Annotated in this window: 16 protein-coding genes and 1 pseudogene; 4 read left to right on the top strand and 13 right to left on the bottom strand. The window is 72.5% G+C overall.

Annotation, left to right across the window (positions count from 1 at the left end):
- Nucleotides 1–25: 25 nt before the first annotated feature.
- From BN1187_RS01675 to BN1187_RS01635, 9 genes are all read right to left on the bottom strand, one after another.
- Nucleotides 26–703 (bottom strand): sirohydrochlorin chelatase, encoded by a 678-nt coding sequence (locus BN1187_RS01675; RefSeq protein ID WP_040158187.1) that lies wholly within the window; start codon nucleotides 701–703, stop codon nucleotides 26–28.
- On the bottom strand, nucleotides 700–1,614 hold the full coding sequence (locus tag BN1187_RS01670; RefSeq protein WP_040158184.1) for a sulfite exporter TauE/SafE family protein: 915 nt from the start codon (nucleotides 1,612–1,614) through the stop codon (nucleotides 700–702). Before BN1187_RS01670 ends, BN1187_RS01675 begins: the two co-directional genes overlap by 4 nt.
- On the bottom strand, nucleotides 1,614–2,930 hold the full coding sequence (locus BN1187_RS01665; protein WP_052462164.1) for a sulfate adenylyltransferase subunit 1: 1,317 nt from the start codon (nucleotides 2,928–2,930) through the stop codon (nucleotides 1,614–1,616). Before BN1187_RS01665 ends, BN1187_RS01670 begins: the two co-directional genes overlap by 1 nt.
- Entirely contained in the window at nucleotides 2,930–3,883 is a 954-nt protein-coding gene (gene cysD / locus BN1187_RS01660) for a sulfate adenylyltransferase subunit CysD (RefSeq protein ID WP_040158182.1), read from the bottom strand. The genes BN1187_RS01665 and cysD overlap by 1 nt, the downstream gene beginning before the upstream one ends.
- The gene (locus tag BN1187_RS01655; protein WP_052462163.1) at nucleotides 3,880–4,620 is read right to left on the bottom strand and encodes a phosphoadenylyl-sulfate reductase; all 741 of its coding nucleotides are present in this window, start codon (nucleotides 4,618–4,620) and stop codon (nucleotides 3,880–3,882) included. Before BN1187_RS01655 ends, cysD begins: the two co-directional genes overlap by 4 nt.
- Nucleotides 4,617–6,320, bottom strand: coding sequence for a nitrite/sulfite reductase (locus BN1187_RS01650; RefSeq protein WP_040158178.1), 1,704 nt, complete (start codon nucleotides 6,318–6,320; stop codon nucleotides 4,617–4,619). Before BN1187_RS01650 ends, BN1187_RS01655 begins: the two co-directional genes overlap by 4 nt.
- A gap of 451 nt (nucleotides 6,321–6,771) precedes the next feature.
- The gene (locus BN1187_RS01645) at nucleotides 6,772–7,086 is read right to left on the bottom strand and encodes an NADH-quinone oxidoreductase subunit I (protein ID WP_052462162.1); all 315 of its coding nucleotides are present in this window, start codon (nucleotides 7,084–7,086) and stop codon (nucleotides 6,772–6,774) included.
- A complete protein-coding gene (locus BN1187_RS01640; RefSeq protein ID WP_052462161.1) occupies nucleotides 7,083–7,643 on the bottom strand; it encodes an NADH-quinone oxidoreductase subunit C in 561 nt (186 codons plus the stop codon). Before BN1187_RS01640 ends, BN1187_RS01645 begins: the two co-directional genes overlap by 4 nt.
- Nucleotides 7,633–8,013 carry an NADH-quinone oxidoreductase subunit B family protein gene (locus BN1187_RS01635; RefSeq protein WP_040158176.1) on the bottom strand — a complete coding sequence of 127 codons (381 nt, stop codon included), beginning with the start codon at nucleotides 8,011–8,013 and terminating at the stop codon, nucleotides 7,633–7,635. Before BN1187_RS01635 ends, BN1187_RS01640 begins: the two co-directional genes overlap by 11 nt.
- 221 nt (nucleotides 8,014–8,234) lie before the next feature.
- Here BN1187_RS01635 and mptB point away from each other — a divergent pair, with 221 nt between their 5' ends.
- Nucleotides 8,235–9,740, top strand: a complete 1,506-nt coding sequence (mptB, locus tag BN1187_RS01630) for a polyprenol phosphomannose-dependent alpha 1,6 mannosyltransferase MptB (RefSeq protein WP_052462160.1) — start codon at nucleotides 8,235–8,237, stop codon at nucleotides 9,738–9,740.
- Nucleotides 9,737–10,687: an enoyl-CoA hydratase/isomerase family protein gene (locus BN1187_RS01625; RefSeq protein WP_040158174.1), complete on the top strand. Its 951-nt coding sequence runs from the start codon at nucleotides 9,737–9,739 to the stop codon at nucleotides 10,685–10,687. Before mptB ends, BN1187_RS01625 begins: the two co-directional genes overlap by 4 nt.
- Before the next feature lie 6 nt (nucleotides 10,688–10,693).
- Here the strand turns inward: BN1187_RS01625 and BN1187_RS01620 are convergent, their stop codons facing one another.
- Both BN1187_RS01620 and BN1187_RS01615 read right to left on the bottom strand, forming a co-directional pair.
- Nucleotides 10,694–11,518, bottom strand: coding sequence for an exodeoxyribonuclease III (locus BN1187_RS01620; protein WP_040158171.1), 825 nt, complete (start codon nucleotides 11,516–11,518; stop codon nucleotides 10,694–10,696).
- Nucleotides 11,515–11,937: a hypothetical protein gene (locus BN1187_RS01615; protein ID WP_072041925.1), complete on the bottom strand. Its 423-nt coding sequence runs from the start codon at nucleotides 11,935–11,937 to the stop codon at nucleotides 11,515–11,517. Before BN1187_RS01615 ends, BN1187_RS01620 begins: the two co-directional genes overlap by 4 nt.
- A 115-nt stretch (nucleotides 11,938–12,052) precedes the next feature.
- Between BN1187_RS01615 and BN1187_RS01610 the strand changes: the two genes are divergently transcribed.
- Both BN1187_RS01610 and BN1187_RS01605 read left to right on the top strand, forming a co-directional pair.
- Nucleotides 12,053–13,099, top strand: coding sequence for an LLM class flavin-dependent oxidoreductase (locus BN1187_RS01610; protein WP_040158165.1), 1,047 nt, complete (start codon nucleotides 12,053–12,055; stop codon nucleotides 13,097–13,099).
- Nucleotides 13,096–13,719, top strand: coding sequence for an NADPH-dependent F420 reductase (locus BN1187_RS01605; protein ID WP_040158163.1), 624 nt, complete (start codon nucleotides 13,096–13,098; stop codon nucleotides 13,717–13,719). Before BN1187_RS01610 ends, BN1187_RS01605 begins: the two co-directional genes overlap by 4 nt.
- A gap of 132 nt (nucleotides 13,720–13,851) precedes the next feature.
- On the opposite strand, the gene BN1187_RS13745 is transcribed toward BN1187_RS01605, so the two are convergent.
- Nucleotides 13,852–14,199 (bottom strand): zinc-binding dehydrogenase, encoded by a 348-nt coding sequence (locus BN1187_RS13745; protein WP_052462159.1) that lies wholly within the window; start codon nucleotides 14,197–14,199, stop codon nucleotides 13,852–13,854.
- 238 nt (nucleotides 14,200–14,437) lie between these two features.
- Nucleotides 14,438–14,674: pseudogene (locus BN1187_RS15170) on the bottom strand (alcohol dehydrogenase catalytic domain-containing protein); the annotation flags it as partial.
- Between the last annotated feature and the right edge of the window lie 23 nt (nucleotides 14,675–14,697).

Here is a 14,697-nt window from a genome sequence, read left to right as displayed (position 1 = left end):
TTCAGTTACGAAAATACACGCGTCCTCACATGGCGAGGGCGGGAACCTTCGAACGGTACCGCTGAGCGATGGCGGTCACGAACTCGGGGTGAAGGCCCACCGGCCTGGCGACCGCACGGACGTCCAGGGCCGCGAGGCGGTCGGCGTAGAGCCCGGGGGCGAGGGCGTAGGTCCCCACCGTGAGGTCGGCGAACCCCTCGGCGCGCAGGCCGGCCACCGTCTCCTCGACGCTCGGGTGAGCGGCGTAGAGGTAGCCGACGCGGACGGGGCGGTCGATCCAGGCGGCCAGGACGCGCGCGGCGTCCTGCACCTCGCCCAGCGCCCCGACCCGCTTGGACCCGGCGGCAGCCAGCACGACGGCGTCGCCCAGCGGCCCGGCCTCGAGCAGCCGATCGCGCACGGCGCCCAGGACACCCAGGCCGATGTGCTCGGACGCCACGGCCCGCCCGCCGACCGTGGCGATGGCCTCCGGCACGTCGTGCTCGACGTGGTAACCGGCGGTCAGGAACGCCGGCACCACGACCGCCGGGCCGAGGCCGGCGAGGGTGGTATCGAGCAACTCGTCGTGGATGTCGACCCAGCCCAGGTGGATGTCCACGCCGGGTAGTTGCCGGGCGACCTCGTCGCGCAGCTCGCCGGCGACGGTCAGCCCGGCGGCGTGCCGGGTCCCGTGCAGGGCGATGACGAGGGACGGGCGGGTCATACGCGCTCCACCTCCGCGGGCACGTCGTCGGCCGCGGCATGCTCGGTCGCCCGCTGGCGGCGGTGCTGCACGACGGTCCAGGCGACCAGGGCGGCCCAGACGGCGATGGTGAGGGCGTAGGCCACCACGGACGCCGCGCCGGTCACGCCGGCGCTCGCCAACACCGTGCGCAGGTTCGTGAGCACGATCAGGCCGCCGACGCCGACGCCCAGCACCTGGGCGGGGAGCCGGCTGACGAGCCACGCCGCGATCGGGGCGGCGATGATGCCGCCGAGGAGCAGCGCGAGCACGATGCCCAGGTCGATGCCGGCGGTGCCGAGCGCGACGAGGAAGCCGACGCTCGCGGCCGTCGAGACCATGAACTCCGACGTGTCGACCGAGCCGACGACCGTCCGGGGCGCGGTCTTGCCGGCGCTGAGCAGCGTCGTCGTCGCGACCGGTCCCCAGCCACCGCCACCGGTGGCGTCCACGAAGCCTCCAACGAGCCCGAGCGGAACCAGGAAGCGGCTGCCGTGCGGGGAACGCCGGTTGTGCGCCTGGGCCGGGGCGCGGAAGGCGAACCGGAACAGGATGTAGACGCCCAGTCCGCCGAGCAGCACGGCCATGACGGGCGTGGCAGCCTCGGTGGACAGCTTCGAGAGGAACGTGGCACCGGCGAACGCGCCGATCGCGCCCGGGACGCCGAGGCGTCCGACGAGCTTCCAGTCGACGTTCCCGAGCCGCCAGTGGGACGCGCCCGAGGCGATGTTGGTGCCCACCTCGGCCAGGTGCACCGAGGCGCTGGCCAGCGCCGGGCTGAGGCCGACCATCAGCAGCAGGGACGACGACGTGACGCCGTAGCCCATGCCGAGCGCGCCGTCCACGAGCTGGGCCAGCAGGCCGACGACGCCCAGCAACAGCAGCCGGCGCATCAGATCGACCAGTTCAGGACGGAGTCTGCCTCGACTGCGGCGCCGTCGGCGAAGGCCTGCTCGCCGCGCACCATGCCCGCGGCGAGGTTGCCGCCGGTCTGGGGATCGATCAGCAGGAAAGAGCCTGTGCGGCGCGACGTCGTGTAGTCCTCGGCCATGACGGGGGCGGCCAGCCGCAGCCGGACGCGTCCCAGGTCGTTGAGCTCCAGGGTCTCGGACGCCGCCGGAGCCAGCGTGTCGAGGTCGAGCTTGCCGTAGATGTCGCGGACGATCCCCTGGACGGTGCGGGTCGTGTGCTTGACCAGCACCTTCTGCCCGACGCGCAACGGGCGCTCGGAGAGCCAGGCGACCATCCCGTCGAGGTCCTGGGTCGGGGTGGGCGCGCCCGCGACGGACGCGATGAGCTCGCCGCGGCTGATGTCGATGTCGTCGTCGAGGCGCAGCGTCACCGACTGGGGCGCGAACGCCTCGTCCAGAGGGCCGTCGGCGGTGTCGATGCCGGCGACGCGGGTGCGCCGTCCGGACGGCAGCACGACGACCTCGTCGCCGGGACGCACGACGCCCGAGGCGATCTGGCCGGCGTACCCGCGGTACTCGCGGTACTGCGGGTCGACGGCGGCCTCCTGCGGGCGGATCGTGAGCTGCACCGGGAACCGGAACGGCTGGTCGTCCACCTCGGTCTCCGGGGGCACGGCCTCGAGAAGCTCCAGCAGCGACGGGCCGCCGTACCAGGGGGTCTTCTCGGAGCGGTCGACGATGTTGTCCCCGTTCAGGGCCGAGACCGGCAGCGTCACCAGGTTGGGCACGCCCAACTCGGCGGCGACGTGGTCGATCTCGGCCGCGACCTCGCGGTAGCGGGCCTCGTCGTAGTCGACGAGGTCGATCTTGTTCACCGCGACGATGACGGTCGGGACGCGCAGCAGCTGGCCCACCGAGAGGTGCCGGCGCGTCTGCTCGAGCATGCCCTTGCGGACGTCGACGAGCAGCACCAGGACGTCCGCGGTGGACGAGCCGGTCACCGTGTTGCGGGTGTACTGCACGTGCCCGGGGCAGTCGGCGAGGATGAACGTCCGCTGCGGCGTGGCGAAGTAGCGGTACGCGACGTCGATGGTGATGCCCTGCTCCCGCTCGGCGCGCAGCCCGTCGGTGAGCAGCGCCAGGTCGACGTGGCCGAGGCCCTTGTCGCGGGAGACGCGCTCCACGGACTCGAGCTGGTCGGCCAGCACCGACTTCGAGTCGTACAACAGGCGGCCCACCAGCGTGGACTTGCCGTCGTCGACGGACCCCGCCGTGGCGAGGCGTAGCAGCGTGCTCATCAGAAGTAGCCCTCTTTCTTGCGGTCTTCCATGGCGGCCTCGGTCAGGCGGTCGTCCGCCCTCGTGGCGCCACGCTCGGTGATGCGGGTGACGGCGACCTCGGCGATGACGTCGGCGACGGTGGCCGCGTCCGACTCGACGGCGCCGGTGCAGGACATGTCGCCCACCGTGCGGTAGCGGACGCGCTTGGTCTCGACCTGCTCGCTGCCGCGCGGCTGGCTCACCTCGCCGACGGCGAGCCACATGCCGTCGCGGAGGAACACCTCACGGTCGTGGGCGTAGTAGAGGTCGGGCAGGTCGATCTTCTCGGCCTCGATGTAGCGCCAGACGTCGAGCTCGGTCCAGTTACTCAGGGGGAACACCCGGACGTGCTCGCCGGGCCGGTGCCGCGGGTTGTAGAGGTTCCACAGCTCGGGGCGCTGGTTGCGGGGATCCCACTGCCCGAACTCATCGCGCAGGCTGACGACGCGCTCCTTGGCGCGGGCCTTCTCCTCGTCCCGGCGGCCACCCCCGAAGACGGCGTCGAAGCGGTGCTCGGCGATCGCGTCCAGCAGCGGCTGCGTCTGCAGCGGGTTGCGGGTTCCGTCGGCGCGCTCCAGCAGGCGTCCGTCGTCGAGGTAGTCCTGGACGCGGGCCACCTCGAGGCGAAGCCCGAGCCGCTCGACCGTGCGGTCGCGGAACTCGAGGACCTCGGGGAAGTTGTGCCCGGTGTCGACGTGCAGCACCGGGAACGGCACGGGCGCCGGCCAGAACGCCTTCACCGCCAGGTGCAGCATCACGACGGAGTCCTTGCCGCCCGAGAACAGCAGCACGGGGCGCTCGAGCTCGCTCACGACCTCGCGGAAGATGTGGATGGCCTCGCTCTCGAGGTCCTGCAGGTGGCTCAGCTGGTGGGTCGGCGCCTCGGGCTGGGTCACGCCCGCGGCGGTCGGAAGTTCGGTATCGATGCTCATGTGTGCAGTCCGCATTCTGTCTTGGCGAGGCCGGCCCAGCGGCCGGCCCGGGGGTCCTCACCGGGGGCGACCGGGCGCGTGCAGGGCGCGCACCCGATCGAGGGGTAGCCCTCGGTGAGCAGGAGGTTCACCGGCACGCCGTGGCTGCCGGCGTAGTCGAGGACGTCGTCGAACGTCCAGGCGGCGAGCGGGTTGATCTTCACCATCTGGTGCTTCTCGTCCCACTCGATGAGCGGCGTGTTGGCGCGCAGGGCGTTGTCCTCGCGCCGGACGCCGGTCACCCAGGCCTCGTAGCTGGCGAGCTCGCGGTTCATCGGGTCGACCTTGCGCATGGCGCAGCAGGCCGCGGGGTCGCGGTCGTGCAGCTTCTCGCCGTACTCGGCGTCCTGCTCGGCGACCGTGAGGTCGGGCAGGACGTCGACGATGTTCGCGTCGATGGTGGCCGCCAGGGCGTCACGCGTGCCCAGGGTCTCGGGGAAGTGGTACCCGGTCTCCAGGAACAGCACGTCGACGCCGGGGTGGGCCCGCGCCACCAGGTGCGGGACGACCGTGTCGCCGGCCATCGAGCACGCGACCGCGACGGCGTCGCCGAAGGTCTCGGCGGCCCAGCGGGCCACGTCGTCGGCGGAGGCGTCCGGGCCGAGGGTCGCGTTGCCCTCGACGACCAGGGCCTTCAGCTCGTCCGCCGAGCGGGCGCGGCCCGGGCCGTGCGGCTTCTGCTGTTGTACGGCGGTCATCGCAGCTCCTCGTCGTCGGCGCGGTGGGCCCAGGACGCGAACGTCTCGCCGTCCGCGCGCCCGGCCAGGAACGATCGGGTGACCCGCTCCACGTAGTCGGTCAGGTCGGCCGCCGGCACCTTCAGCCCGCGGACGGTGCGGCCGAGGCCGGGGTCGTCCCGCGTCTGGGACGCCAGCCCTCCGCCCAGGTGCACCTGGTAGGCGAACTCGTCGGCGCCGTCCGGGCTCTTCATCAGCTGGCCCTTCAGGCCGATGTCGGCGGTCTGGATGCGCGCGCACGAGTTCGGGCAGCCGTTCACGTTGAGGGTGATCGGGGTGTCGATCTCGACGCCGTCGAGGCGGCGCTCGAGCTCGGCGATCGTCTCGGCCGCGGTGTCCTTGGTGTTGACGAACGCGAGCTTGCAGTACTCGATGCCGGTGCAGGCCATCGTGTGCCGGCGGAACGGCGACGGGGTCGCGGTCAGGCCGATCTCCTCGCCCGCGGCCAGCAGGGCGTCCAGCTCAGCGGGCTCGACGTCGAGGACGAGCACCTTCTGGTGCGGGGTCAGCCGGATGCGCTGGGATCCCGCAGCCTCGGCCGCCTCGGCCAGCGCGGTCAGGGTCTCGCCGGAGACCCGGCCGACGGTCGGGGCGAAGCCGACGTACTTGCGGCCGTCCTTCTGGTCGTGGACGCCGACGTGGTCGCCGACGCCGGTCGCCACGGCGGGGGCGGGGCCGTCCGCGAGCTCGTAGCCGAGGTAGTCGTCCTGCAGCACCCGGCGGAACTTCTCGGCGCCCCATTCGGCGAGCAAGAACTTCAGCCGCGCCTTGTTGCGCAGCCGGCGGTAGCCGTAGTCACGGAAGATGCGCACGACCCCGTACCAGACGTCGGGGGCCTGCTCGGCGGTGACGAACGCGCCGAGGCGCTCGGCCAGCCGCGGCGACGTCGACAGCCCGCCGCCGACCCACAGGTCGAAGCCGGGACCGAGCTCGGGATGGACGACGCCGACGAGGCTGATGTCGTTGATCTCGTGCACGACGTCGAGGCTCGGGTGGCCGGTGACCGCGGTCTTGAACTTGCGCGGCAGGTTCGCGATCTCCTCGCTGCCCAGGTAGCGCTCGAGGATCGTCTCGATGACCGGGGTCGGGTCGATGATCTCGTCCGCGGCGATGCCGGCGACCGGCGAGCCGAGGAACACGCGCGGGGTGTCGCCGCAGGCGGTCGTGGTCGACAGGCCGACGGCCTCGAGGCGGCGCCAGATCTCGGGGACGTTCTCGACCTCGATCCAGTGCAGCTGGATGTTCTGCCGGTCGGAGATGTCCGCCGTGCCGCGGGCGAACTCGGTGGAGATCCCCGCGATGACGCGCAGCTGCTCCGTGGTCAGCGCGCCGCCGTCGCAGCGGACCCGCATCATGAAGTAGCGGTCGGAGAGCTCGTCCGCGCTCAGCGTGCCGGTGCGGCCGCCGTCGAGGCCCTGCTTGCGCTGGGTGTAGAGCCCCCACCAGCGCATCCGGCCGTGCAGGTCGTCGTCGGGGATGGAGTCGAACCCGTCGCGGGCGTAGATGGTCTCGATTCGGGAGCGGACGGCGAGGGGGTTCTCCTCGGCCTTGAACTCCTCGTTGTGGTTCAGCGGCGCCTTGCCGTCGACGAGCCACTGGCCGTTGCTCCGGCCAGGGGACGCCGCGCGGACGCGCTCGGTGGTTGCGGGGGGAGTGCTCACTGGATCGCCTCGTTCGTGGTCCTGGGTAGTGGAGGGCCGAGGCGCGTGCGGCGTCAGAAACGACGAAACCGGGCGTCTACGGCCCGGTTAGCGAAAGCTTGTGCTGATGCGGGCGCGTCAGGACGCGCAACACATCGAGGACAGGACACGACCGAAATCCACGTGGGGGCGACCCACGAGGTTCAGCTGCTGTCCGATACGCATGCGTTCACTGTAACTGCTCCGACAGGCCCGGACGCCGCGGCGAGAGTCCCGCGGGCCGGGGTGCTGACGCCCAAAATCGCTCCAGCTAGGGGGAACGCCGGCCATCGGGTTTGTTGAAATTGACCGAAAGTACCGGACCGCGTGTCCATCCGGTGAGATGTGGCGTCCGGGAATGGACGGGAGGAGCGCCGGGCCTGGGGTCCGGCGGTGGGGCGCAGGGCTTGGGGGCCGATCCGCCGCCCGAGGGTCAGCGCAGTTGGTCGCGTCCGTGTCGCAGGCCGCCCAGGACGTCCGCGGCGGCGACGTTCGACCCGGCCCACTCCAGGGCGTCGAAGGGGCACTCTTCAATGCAGATGCCGCAGTACAGGCACAGGGACCAGTCGAGGACGAACGAGTCCAGCACGTTGCGGGTGCGCTGACGGGGCCCGGGCGGTGAACCGGGCAGCGGTTCGGTGTGGCTGTCGATGGCGATGCACCAGGCCGGGCACTCCCGCGCGCAGATCATGCACGAGGTGCAGCTGTCCTCGATGAGCCGGATCGACGAGTGCGGGACGACGCTCATCGGCGCCTCCGCACCCGGCCGCCGACGACGGACGCGGCCACCTCGTCGGCGGAGGCCGGCGCGCCCTCGCGGTCGCCCCACACCTCGGGGTCGGGGACGCCCGGGGGCACCATGCGGCGGCGCCCGGCCGCCTTGGCGTCCCCGGGCTCCTTGCCGCCGGGCCAGGCCTTGATCACCCGGGCGCCGAGGACGAAGTCCTTGCGCAGCGGGCGTCCGCCGAAGCCGTCGCGCAGCAGGAGCGGGCGGTTGTCGCCGCCGGTGAACGCGATGCCGAAGAAGTCGCGGGCCTCCCGCTCGTGCCAGGAAGCGCCGGGGTAGACCTCTGCGATCGAGTCGAGCCGCGGGTCGTCCCGGTCGATCAGGGTCTCCAGCCGCAGCGCGTCGCCGCCCGTGGCGCGCAGCCGGCACACGACGCGCAGGTGGTTCGAGCGCCCGATCTCGTCGGCGGCCCCCAGCCAGTCGAAGGCCCGGCCGGACGCCGCCGCGCGCACCACGGCCAGCCACGAGGACGGCTCGACCCGGCGGACCTCGTCGGCGGGGAAGCGATCAGCGGGCATGGGCGGCGAACACCTCGTCCAGCGCCCCGGGGCTGGGTGGGCAGCCGGGCACGTAGTGGTCGACGGCGACGAGCTGGTCGACGCCCTTGGTGACCACGGGGGAGTCCCAGTAGGGGCCGCCCGCGGACGCGCACGCGCCGAACGCGATGACGATCGGGTCGCCCGGCTGGTCGGCGACCCGCTTGCGGACCAGGGGCGCCACCGCGTCCGTGACGGTGCCCGCGACGACGACCGCGACCTGGGCGCCGTCGGGCGCGGCGTCCAACCGCACGCGCCCCAGCGCTGCGGCCTCCAGCTCCACCACGCAGCACGCCAGGCCGAGGTCGCAGACGACGAGCGAGCCGTCGCCGAACCAGTCCCAGTAGCGCATGGGGACAGCCTGCCACACCCGCCGGAGTCCGCCGCGGCGGGCGGACCGGACGGCCGAGCGCGCGGGGCCGGACGCGCCCGCGCCGGACGGGCGCCCTCGCGGGCCCACGGACGAGGCGCGTCCACCCCCGCACGCACTAGGCTGTCCGCCACCTGCCCACCCGAGCCGCGTCGGCCTTGCGCCGTTGCCGGCCGGCCCTGGAGAACCGAGGAGGATCCCGGGTGTCTCACCGCGCCGCCTACACGCCGCCGGCCAGCCCGGCCGTGGGCGGCGGAGGCGTGTTGGCCCGCTTCGGGCGCGACATGGCGGCGGCCTGGCGCTATGGCGCCGTCCGGCAGGGGCTGCTCGGGACGATCCTGCTCGTCCTGGGCTCGCTGACGCCGGCCTACCTGCCGCAGAGCAGCCCGTACTGGGGTCCTGCCCGCGCGCTCGGCCTCGACAGCACGTGGGCCAAAGTCGTCGGGACGGCCATGGTCCTCGCGGCGGTGGCGCTGCTGATGGTGGCGTGGTTCCGGCTGCGGCCCCTCGTCTACGTCCGGGTGAAGCACTGGGCGGTCTTGCTGTGGTGGTCGCTGCCCCTGCTGCCGGCTCCGCCGATCTTCAGCCACGACGCCTACAGCTACGCCGCGCAGGGCTGGTTGATCCACAACGGCTTCAACCCCTACGAGTCGGCGCCGGGGTTCCTGCCGGGCGCCTTCGCCGATCAGGTCGCCTGGGTGTGGCGCTACACGACGGCGCCGTACGGCCCGCTGGCGCTGCAGATCAGCCACGGGATCGTCCTGCTGGCCGGGCTCAACCCGTACTACTCGGCGGTGCTGATGCGCGTCCCGGCCGTGATCGGGGTCGCGCTCATCGTCTACTTCCTGCCCCGCATCGCGCACGAACTGCGCATCAACCCCCGCGACGTCGCGTGGTTCTCGATCATCAACCCGCTCGTCGTCATCGACTACGTGGGCGGCGCCCACAACGACGCGCTGATGATGGGCCTGGTCGTGTGGGGAATCTACCTGGCCTACCGCGGCCGGTTCCTCTACGCGTTGATCGTCGTGGGCGTCGCGATGGCGGTGAAGCAACCGGCGCTGCTGGCCGCGTTCCCCGTCGCGATCGTCCGGTCGGGCTGGTCGAGCTGGGAGCCGAAGCGGGTCGCGAAGTTCGTCGGGCGGGCGCTGTTCGCGTTCGCCGTGGTCATCGGGGTCTTCTCGTTGATCTCGGTGCTGAGCGGCCTCGGCTTCGGCTGGATCCGTGCGGTCTCGGTGCCCGGCTCGATCATGACGATGGCGCCGTTCAGCCTGCTCGGCTTCGGCCTGCAGGCGCTGGTCAACCTGGCCGGCGTCGACCCCACCGGACGCGCCGTCATCGGCGGCTCGCAGACCGTCGGAGTGGCGCTGAGCTTCCTCCTGATCGGCTACCTGGCCATCAAGAAGGCGCGCACGGAGCCGATGACGTTCCTCTCCTGGTCGTACCTCGCGTTCGCGTTCTTCGGTCCCGCCCTGCACCCGTGGTACCTCACCTGGGGCGGCCTGCTGCTGCCGCTGACGAAGCCCTCGCCCCGGGTGTGGAAGGTGGCCGCCGGCGTCACGTCCGTCCTCCTCGTCTATGGTGCTGGCAACCTCGCGTGGCGCAACGACGCGGTGGCTCTGGCGTTCGCCGCGCTGGCCGCGGCCGGCATCGTGATCGACCGGCGCCGCCATCCCCGCAGAGAACTCGACAAGGAGTTGGAGTCATGACGCAGAGCAGCGGTCCCGAAGCGGACGTCCTCATCGAGGTGGCCGACGGCGTCGGCCACCTCACGCTGAACCGCCCGCGGGCCATCAACGCGCTCACCCAGCAGATGTGCGTCGACATGGCCGACGCGCTGACCGCCTGGGCGGGCGACGACGCCGTCACGTCCGTCGAACTGCGCGGCGCCGGCGAGCGGGGCCTGTGCTCCGGCGCGGACGTCCGCGGGCTGCGCCAGCTCGTGCTCGACGGCGGCGACCACCAGCGCTTCTTCGAGGTCGAGTACCGACTCAACGAGCTCATCGCGTCGTATCCGAAGCCGTACGTCGCGCACATGGCCGGCGTGACGATGGGCGGCGGGCTGGGCGTCTCGGCCCATGGCTCGCGTCGCGTCGCCTACCCCGACTCCACGTTCGCGATGCCCGAGACCAACATCGGGTTCGAGCCGGACGTCGGGATCATGTTCCTGCTCGCTCGCGCACCCGGCGAGCTCGGGACGCACCTGGCACTGACCGGCACCTCGGTGGGGGCCGAGGACGGCGTCCTGGTCGGGCTGGCCGACGAGGTGGACGGCGACGCTCCGCCCGGTGTCCTGGCCGGCCAGCGGGGCTGGATCGACGAGTGCTACCGCGGCCACGACCCGGTCGCGATCGTCCGGCGGCTCGAGCAGCACGACGACCCGGCGGCCCGCGCGGCCGCCGACGACATCCGCCGGCGCTGCCCGCTGTCCGTGGCCGTGTCGCTGGAGGCGCTGCGGCGCGCCGCGCGCATGGACAACGTCGCACAGGTCCTGGCCCAGGATCTCGTCCTGGCTGATCACCTGATCGGCGGCCCCGACTTCGTCGAGGGCGTCCGGGCGCAGCTCGTGGACAAGGACAAGGACCCGCACTGGAGCCACGCCCGCCTCGAGGACGTCACGCGCGACGAGGTGTTGGCCGCCTTCGGCGAGGCCTGACCGTCCTCACCCGAAGTCGTAGTCGACGACCACCGGCGCGTGGTCGCTGATCCGCGCCTCGGCGGTGGCGTCCCGGTCGGTCCCGGCGGCCACGGCGGCGCGGGCCAGCCCCGGGGTGACCAGCTGGTAGTCGATGCGCCAGCCGGTGTTCCGATCGAACGCCCCGGGCATCCAGCTCCACCACGAGTACGGCCCGTCCTCGTCCGGGTGCAACGAGCGGACGACGTCGGTCAGCGTCCGCGCCGAGAGCAGCGTCCCGAACCATTCGCGTTCTTCGGGCAGAAATCCCTCGGTCCGGCCGGCGCCGCGCCAGTTCTTGAGGTCCTGTCGCGCGTGCGCGACGTTGAAGTCACCCATCACGGCGAACTCGCGGCCTGCTCGCTGGGCGTCCCGCCGCGCCCGCGTCAGGTAGGCGCGCAGGGACGCCATGAAGCTCATCTTGCGGCGGTACCTGGTCAGGTCCGGGTTGTCGTCGAACGGGCTCGCGCCCTTGGGCAGGTACAGCGAGCCCAGCGTCAGCGGCGGCCCCGTGGGCAGGTCCAGGTCGATCTCGATGTAGCGGCCCTCGGCATCGAAGCGCCGGTTGCCGAACCCCTGCCGGATCGCCGTCGGCGCCTGGGTGGTGAGGAAGCCCACACCGTTGCGGCCGGCGAGGTTCCCCGGGTGATAGCTCAGGTGGTAGCCGCCGAGCGCCTCGGCCGGGACGGCGTCCGCGTCGCAGCGCACCTCCTGCAGCGCGACCACGTCGGGACGCCGCGCGTCCAGCCAGCGGAGGAAGCCGCGCCGGTGGGCGGCCCGGATGCCGTTGACGTTGAAGGTGGCGATCCTCACGCGTCGCGCTCGCCATCGGGCAGGGCGGCCACGGCGGCGAGCAGCCCGAGCGCGACGGCCTGGCGCGTGTGTGCTCCGCGGACTCCCTGCAGCCGCCGTCGCTCACCGCGGCGGAAGATCGCCCTCTCCGCCCGCACCGTCAGGGCCGTCGACGCCGCCGTCACCCCCACCGCGGTGGCCACCGTGGCGACCGGGTGCGCGCGCAACAGGTTGGTCAGCGCCTCGGGCACCTCGGACGCGTGGTCGGCGTGCAGGCGGGGGCCGGCGGCAATGACCCCGGCCAAGCTGCCACCGAGCAGCGCTGACTTGATGGCCGCGCGCGCCCCGCGGGGGCGGACGACATCGGGCAACGCGTACCAGGCGAGGGTGACAGCCCCGGCCGCGAGGGACACCAGGGCTCGTTCAACGGTCGTGGTCATGGCCCCAGTCTGCCCGAGCGCCCTCCACCGGGCTCCGGGCCGCCGCGTCCGGAATAAACCCGGGATGTTGAACCTTCAATGACCGGACGATTACTGCCACGAGGAGGACCTCACGATGAACACCGACAGCCCCGGACGCCGCTTGCAGTTCGGACTCGACACCTTCGGCGAGGCGCCGGTCGACGGTCACGGCGCGCCGCTGAGCGCCAGGGCGTCCCTGCGCCAGGTGGTCGACGAGGCAAAGCTGGCCGAGGATCTAGGCATCGACATCATCGCGCTGGGGGAGCATCACCGCGACGACTTCGTCATCAGCAGCCCCGAGACCGTGCTGGCCGCGATCGCCTCGGTGACCGAGCGCATCCTGCTGGGCACCGCCGTGACCGTCCTCAGCTCGGATGACCCCGTCCGCGTCTACGAGCGCTTCGCCACCCTCGACGGGCTGTCGAACGGCCGCGCCCAGGTCATGCTCGGACGGGGCTCGTTCACCGAGTCGTTCCCGCTGTTCGGCTACGACCTGCGCGACTACAACACTCTGTTCGAGGAGAAGATCGCCCTCTTCGCCGAGTTGCTGAAGGAGCAGCCCGTCACCTGGAACTCCGGCGGACGCACGCTGGACGCGGCCGACGTCTTCCCAAAGACCGACGGCGGCCCGATCGACACCTGGGTCGGGGTGGGCGGCTCGCCCGAGTCGGTCGTCCGGGCGGCGGCCTACGGCTTTCCGATGATGCTGGCCATCATCGGCGGCGCCGCGGACCGCTTCGCGCCCTACGCCGACCTCTACCGCCGGGCGTTGGCGCAGACGGGCCGCTCGGGGCAACCGCTCGGCATCCACTCGCACGGGTTCATCGGGGCGGACGAGCGAGAGGCCCGCGAGACCTACTTCCCGGGCTTCAAGGTCCACCGCGGCCGGGTCGGCGCCGAGCGCGGCTGGGGGTCGTTCAGCCGGGCACAGTTCGACGGTGAGGTCGACCACGGCGCCCTGTACGTCGGCACGTCCGAGCAGGTCGCCCGCAAGATCGCCGACACCGTCACCCTCCTCGACCTCGACCGCTTCGACCTCGTCTACAGCGCCGGAATCCTCACGCCCGATCAGCGGCTGGCCAGCATCGAGCGCTACGGCCGGGAGGTCGTCCCGCTGGTGCGCGAGATGGTCGGACGATGAGCGATCTGGCGATCCTGGGGGCCGGCAAGCTCGGCACGACGGTCGCTCGGCTCGCGCGCTCCCAGGGGCTCGCCGTGGACGTCGCGCGCTCCGGCGACCCGGCGAGCATCCGGCTGATCGTCGAGGTGCTCGCGCCCGGCGCCCGGGCCGTCGCGCCGCCCGAGGCCATCGCCGGAGCAGAGATGGTGATGCTCGCCCTCCCGCTGTCGAAGTACCCCAGCCTGGACGCCGACGCGCTCGCCGGGAAGCTCGTCATCGACGCCATGAACTACTGGTGGGAGGTGGACGGCCGCGACACCGAACTGGCGCACGCGGAGCCCTCGTCCAGCGAGGTCGTGGGCTCGTTCCTCGCGGGATCCACGCTGGTGAAGGCGTTCAACCACATCGGCTACCACGACCTGGCCGACCAGGCACGGCCCGTCGGCACCCCCGGCCGCGTCGCGATGGCGCTGGCCGGCGACGACGCCGCGGCACGCCACCGGGTCGCGGAGCTCGTCGATCGCCTCGGCTTCGACCCGGTCGAACTGCCCACCCTGCACGCCGGCAAGGCGCTCGAGCCGGGCCATCCCGCCTTCGGCGCCGCCCTGCCCGCCGACGAACTGGACGTCCTGTTGCGCTGAGTCGGGGCTGCCCACCGTCGATCGACGCGCTGAGCCGGCCTGCGCGGCGTCCCCGTCAGGTCAGTCAGCCTGCCGGGAGAAGCCGCGGGACCTTATCGGCCCGCTCCGGCGTCCTGCGCGTGCTCGTGGACGTCACCGGGTGATGACGGTCTTTCCCGCGGCGTGCCCGGACGCGACGGTGCGGGAGGCTGCGGCGGCGTCCGGGAAAGGATGGACCTGGTCGACGACCGGCGTCACCACGCCGTCGGCCACGAACTGCGCGAGTTGCGCGTACACGCGGGAGTCCCGGCGCCGGGCGACGCCGCTCCCCCCGAGCGTGCTGGCGAGGGCGAGGTCGTCGGCCGACCGGAGGCGGCTCGGGTCCTTGATGAGGGTGGCGGCCGCGCGAAGCGCGTCTCCGCCGACCGCGTCGATGACCACGTCCACGCCGTCGGGGAACCGCTCCCGCACGGCCGCGACCCAGTTGCCGTCGCTCGGCAACGAACGGCACGTCGTGCGCGGCGAGGAAGTCGCGCCGGGCCGGGCGGGCCATGCCGAGCGGCCTGGCGCCCAGGAAGCGAGCGAGCGGCGCAGCGTGGATCCCGACACCGCCTGCCGCGCCGAGGATCAGGACGACGTCCCCCTCGCCGGTGCCGGTCTCTTCGAGCGCGTCCCAGGCGGTGCCGATCGCCACCGGGACGCACGCCGCCGCGACCGCGTCGACCCCTTCGGGCACCCGGGCGGCCTGGCCCGCGTCCAGCACGACGAGGTCGGCCAGCGCGCCCGTGCCGCTCGCGCACGACCCGAACACCAGGGTTCCCGGCTCGAACGTTCCGGAGGGATCGTCGACCACGGTGCCGGCGGCCTCGCGTCCCATCGGCATGGGGAAGTGCACCTCGAACTTGCCCTGCCGCTTGCCCGATCGCACCTTGATGTCGCCCGGGTTCAGCGACGCGGCCACGAACTCGGCCACGATCCTTCCCGGACCCGGGGTGGGAT

Origin of the sequence: Nigerium massiliense (assembly GCF_000826085.1) — a bacterium.
In the GTDB taxonomy this organism is placed as follows: domain Bacteria; phylum Actinomycetota; class Actinomycetes; order Propionibacteriales; family Propionibacteriaceae; genus Propioniciclava; species Propioniciclava massiliense.
This window is presented reverse-complemented; position numbering and strand designations above follow the sequence as displayed.

Bases quoted from the DNA above. Each gene is read 5' to 3' on its own strand.
- BN1187_RS01675 (WP_040158187.1), bottom strand. From the start codon at position 703: ATGACCCGCCCGTCCCTCGTCATCGCCCTGCACGGGACCCGGCACGCC.
- BN1187_RS01670 (WP_040158184.1), bottom strand. From the start codon at position 1,614: ATGCGCCGGCTGCTGTTGCTGGGCGTCGTCGGCCTGCTGGCCCAGCTC.
- BN1187_RS01665 (WP_052462164.1), bottom strand. From the start codon at position 2,930: ATGAGCACGCTGCTACGCCTCGCCACGGCGGGGTCCGTCGACGACGGC.
- cysD (WP_040158182.1), bottom strand. From the start codon at position 3,883: ATGAGCATCGATACCGAACTTCCGACCGCCGCGGGCGTGACCCAGCCC.
- BN1187_RS01655 (WP_052462163.1), bottom strand. From the start codon at position 4,620: ATGACCGCCGTACAACAGCAGAAGCCGCACGGCCCGGGCCGCGCCCGC.
- BN1187_RS01645 (WP_052462162.1), bottom strand. From the start codon at position 7,086: ATGAGCGTCGTCCCGCACTCGTCGATCCGGCTCATCGAGGACAGCTGC.
- BN1187_RS01640 (WP_052462161.1), bottom strand. From the start codon at position 7,643: ATGCCCGCTGATCGCTTCCCCGCCGACGAGGTCCGCCGGGTCGAGCCG.
- BN1187_RS01635 (WP_040158176.1), bottom strand. From the start codon at position 8,013: ATGCGCTACTGGGACTGGTTCGGCGACGGCTCGCTCGTCGTCTGCGAC.
- BN1187_RS01625 (WP_040158174.1), top strand. From the start codon at position 9,737: ATGACGCAGAGCAGCGGTCCCGAAGCGGACGTCCTCATCGAGGTGGCC.
- BN1187_RS01615 (WP_072041925.1), bottom strand. From the start codon at position 11,937: ATGACCACGACCGTTGAACGAGCCCTGGTGTCCCTCGCGGCCGGGGCT.
- BN1187_RS01610 (WP_040158165.1), top strand. From the start codon at position 12,053: ATGAACACCGACAGCCCCGGACGCCGCTTGCAGTTCGGACTCGACACC.
- BN1187_RS01605 (WP_040158163.1), top strand. From the start codon at position 13,096: ATGAGCGATCTGGCGATCCTGGGGGCCGGCAAGCTCGGCACGACGGTC.